Annotated in this window: 2 protein-coding genes; one reads left to right on the forward strand and one right to left on the reverse strand. The window is 70.3% G+C overall.

Features of this window, described 5'->3' with window-relative positions; translation table 11 throughout:
* Window positions 1-131: 131 nt before the first annotated feature.
* Window positions 132-1,928, reverse strand: coding sequence for an arginine--tRNA ligase (argS, locus tag HW445_RS21570; protein WP_180222629.1), 1,797 nt, complete (start codon window positions 1,926-1,928; stop codon window positions 132-134).
* A 201-nt stretch (window positions 1,929-2,129) separates the two neighbouring features.
* Between argS and lysS the strand changes: the two genes are divergently transcribed.
* Window positions 2,130-3,857: lysine--tRNA ligase (gene lysS / locus HW445_RS21575; RefSeq protein ID WP_180222630.1), on the forward strand; the 1,728-nt coding region annotated here is incomplete at its 3' end.

Genomic DNA, 3,857 nt, shown 5'->3' on the forward strand with positions numbered 1-3,857 from the left:
CTGGGGCGTGGCGGTGCGGCCGGGGGCGCCGGGGAAGGCGGTGTGGTGCGAGTGGGACGGGTGCGGTGAGGCCTAGAAACGGCGGGGCCCGCCGCGGAGTTCGCGGCGGGCCCCGTCAACGGGCTCGCGGACTACAGGCGTTCCGGGGTCCGGATGCCCAGGAGCGCCATGCCCTGGCGGAGGGTGCGGCCGGTGACGTCGCACAGGAAGAGGCGGTTCTCGACCTGGGCGGGGGTGTCGGCCTTCAGGACCGGGCACTTGTCGTAGAAGGTCGTGAACAGGGACGCCAGCTGGAACAGGTACGCCGTCAGCTTGTGCGGGGCGTACTCGGCGGCGGCCTCAGCGAGCAGGTCGGCGAAGCCGTCCAGGTGCAGCCCCAACGCGCGCTCAGCGGCGTGCAGTTCGAGCTCCGGGTGGGCGACGGGGCGGGCCTCGCCGGCCTTGCGGAGGATCGACTGGATACGGGCGTAGGCGTACTGGAGGTAGACCGAGGTGTCGCCGTTGAGGGACACCATCTGGTCCAGGTCGAACTTGTAGTCGCGGTTGGCGGAGGTGGAGAGGTCCGCGTACTTCACCGCGCCGACGCCGACCTGGGCGCCACGCTCGGCGATCTCCTCCTCGGTGAGGCGCTCGGCCTCCGGGAGGTTCTCGGCCTTCTCCCGCACGACCGACGCCGCGCGCTCGGACGCCTCGTCGAGCAGGTCCTCCAGGCGGACCGTCTCGCCCTCACGGGTCTTGAACGGCTTGCCGTCCTTGCCGAGGACCGTGCCGAACTCCAGGTGCACCGCCTTGACGGCGTCGCTCAGCCAGCCGGCGCGGCGGGCCGTCTCGAACACCATCTTGAAGTGGAGCGCCTGGCGGGCGTCCACCACGTACAGCAGGGTGTCGGCCTTCAGCTGGAAGACGCGGTCGCGGATCGCCGAGAGGTCGGAGGCGGCGTAGCCGAAGCCGCCGTCGGCCTTCTGGACGATCAGCGGGACCGGCTTGTCGTCCTTGCCGCGGATGTCGTCGAAGAAGACGACCAGCGCGCCCTCGGAGCGGACCGCGACGCCGGACTCCTCCAGCATGCGGGCGGTCTCGGCCATCATGTGGTTGTACGCCGACTCGCCGACGATCTCGTCGTCCCCGACGGGCATGTCCAGCTTCTCGAAGACCGAGTAGAAGTAGATCTTCGACTCGTCGACGAACCGCTGCCACAGCGCGAGGGTCTCCTCGTCGCCGGACTGGAGGGCCACGACCCGCTGACGGGCCCGGGTCTTGAACTCCTCGTCGGAGTCGAAGACCGCGCGCGAGGCCTTGTAGAGGCGGTTCAGGTTGGACATCGCCTCTTCGCCCGCCGCCTCCACGTCGGTGGCGGGGTCGGCCTTGTGGTCCAGCTCGTGCGGGTGCTCGATCAGGTACTGGATGAGCATGCCGAACTGGGTGCCCCAGTCGCCGATGTGGTGACGGCCGATCGTCTTCTCGCCGGTGAAGTCCAGCATGCGGCGCACCGCGTCGCCGATCACGGCGGAGCGCAGGTGGCCGACGTGCATCTCCTTCGCCACGTTCGGCTGCGCGTAGTCGATGACCGTGGTCCCCGCGTCCGCGCGCGGCGGGACGCCGAGGCGGCCGGAGTCGTCGGCGGCGCGCGCGGCGAGGTTCTCGGTGATCGCCCGGTCGGCGACGGTGACGTTCAGGAAGCCGGGGCCGGAGACCTCGATGTCCTTGATCACGTCACCCGTGACCACCTGCTCCACGACCTGCGTCGCCAGCTCGCGCGGGTTGGCCTTGGCCTTCTTGGCGAGGGCGAGGATGCCGTTGGCCTGGTAGTCGGCCCGGTCGCTTCGTCGCAGCAGCGGGTCCGCGGAGGCGGCCTCCGGCAGGGCAGCCGAGAGGGCGTCCGCGAGGCGCGCGTGGACGGAAGCGGTGAGGGACTTGACCGAGGCCATGGAGTGGGTGCCGTTCTCCTCGAAGGTGGGTGTGCCCGGTCAGTATCCCACCTCGGCCGCTGCGGCCGCCTCGCCGTTTCCCGTCCGGCGTGGGGCCGGTGGGAAAGGTGTTTTCGCGGTGGGGCCCGCACCTGGGAGAATGGTGGACACGGCCGCGCGGGCATCGTGGCGGCCGGGCGTCTCCCCTCAGGAAAGAAGGACGTGCCGATCGTGGCTCAGAGCACCGAGACCACCGACTGGGTCTCCCGTTTCGCGGATGAGGTCATCGAGGAGTCGGAGCGTCGGGCCCCGGGCAAACCTGTCGTGGTCGCGTCCGGTCTCTCCCCCTCGGGACCGATCCACCTCGGCAACCTGCGCGAGGTGATGACCCCGCACCTGGTCGCCGACGAGGTCCGCCGCCGCGGGCACCAGGTCCGGCACCTGATCTCCTGGGACGACTACGACCGGTACCGCAAGGTCCCGAACGGCGTCGAGGGCGTCGACGCGTCCTGGGCCGAGCACATCGGCAAGCCGCTCACCTCGGTCCCCGCGCCGAAGGGCTCCGCGTACCCGAACTGGGCCGAGCACTTCAAGGCCGCCATGGTCGCCTCGCTGGCAGAGCTGGGCGTGGAGTTCGACGGCATCAGCCAGACCGAGCAGTACACCTCGGGCGTCTACCGCGAGCAGATCCTGCACGCGATGAAGCACCGCGGTGACATCGACGCGATCCTGGACCAGTACCGGACCAAGAAGAAGGACCCGGCCCAGGAGCTCAAGCAGAAGCAGCAGAAGCAGCAGAAGCCGGTCGACGAGGCCGAGCTGGAGGCTGCCGAGGGCTCCGGCGCGGCCGAGGAGGACGACGGCGGCTCCGGCGTCGGCGGGTACTTCCCGTACAAGCCGTACTGCGGCGGCTGCGGCAAGGACTTCACCACGGTCACCTCGTACGACGACGCGACGACCGAGATGACCTACGTCTGCACCGTCGAGTCCTGCGGCCACTCCGAGACGGTGCTGCTCAGTGAGTTCAACCGCGGGAAGCTGGTCTGGAAGGTCGACTGGCCGATGCGCTGGGCGTACGAGGGCGTGGTCTTCGAGCCCTCCGGCGTGGACCACTCCTCGCCGGGCTCCAGCTTCCAGGTCGGCGGGCAGATCGTCGGGATCTTCGGCGGCAAGCAGCCGATCGGCCCGATGTACGCCTTCGTCGGCATCAGCGGCATGGCGAAGATGTCCTCCAGCAAGGGCGGCGTCCCGACGCCGGCCGACGCGCTGAAGATCATGGAGCCGCAGATCCTGCGGTGGCTGTACGCGCGGCGCAAGCCCAACCAGTCGTTCAAGGTCGCCTTCGACCAGGAGATCCAGCGTCTCTACGACGAGTGGGACCGGCTGGAGGCCAAGGTGAAGGACGGCAGCGCGCTGCCGGGCGACATCGCGGCGTACACCCGTGCCGCCTCCACGGCCGCCGGTGAGCTGCCGGGGACGCCGCGGGCGCTGCCGTACCGGACGCTGGCCTCGGTCGCCGACATCACCGGCGGCCACCAGGACCAGGCGCTGCGCATCCTCAGCGACCTCGACCCGGCGGACCCGCTCTCCTCGCTGGACGAGGCGCGGCCGCGGTACGACCGGGCCGAGGCGTGGATCAACACGCAGGTGCCGGCGGACCAGCGGACCATCGTGCGCGACGAGCCGGACGCGGACCTGCTGGGCTCGCTGGACGAGACCTCGCGGGAGTCGCTGCGACTGTTGCTGGACGGCCTGGACGAGCACTGGTCGCTGGACGGCCTGACCCACCTGGTCTACGGCGTGCCCAAGGTCCAGGCGGGGTTCTCGGCCGACGCCACGCCGAAGGAGCTGCCGGCGGAGATCAAGACGGCGCAGCGGACCTTCTTCGTCCTGCTGTACCAGCTGCTGGTCTCCAAGGACACCGGGCCGCGGCTGCCGACGCTGCTCCTG

It is taken from the genome of Streptomyces sp. UH6 (assembly GCF_013421635.1).
Lineage (GTDB): Bacteria > Actinomycetota > Actinomycetes > Streptomycetales > Streptomycetaceae > Streptomyces > Streptomyces abyssomicinicus.

Coding starts and splice junctions, on each gene's coding strand:
- argS (WP_180222629.1), bottom strand. CDS start 1,928: ATGGCCTCGGTCAAGTCCCTCACCGCTTCCGTCCACGCGCGCCTCGCG.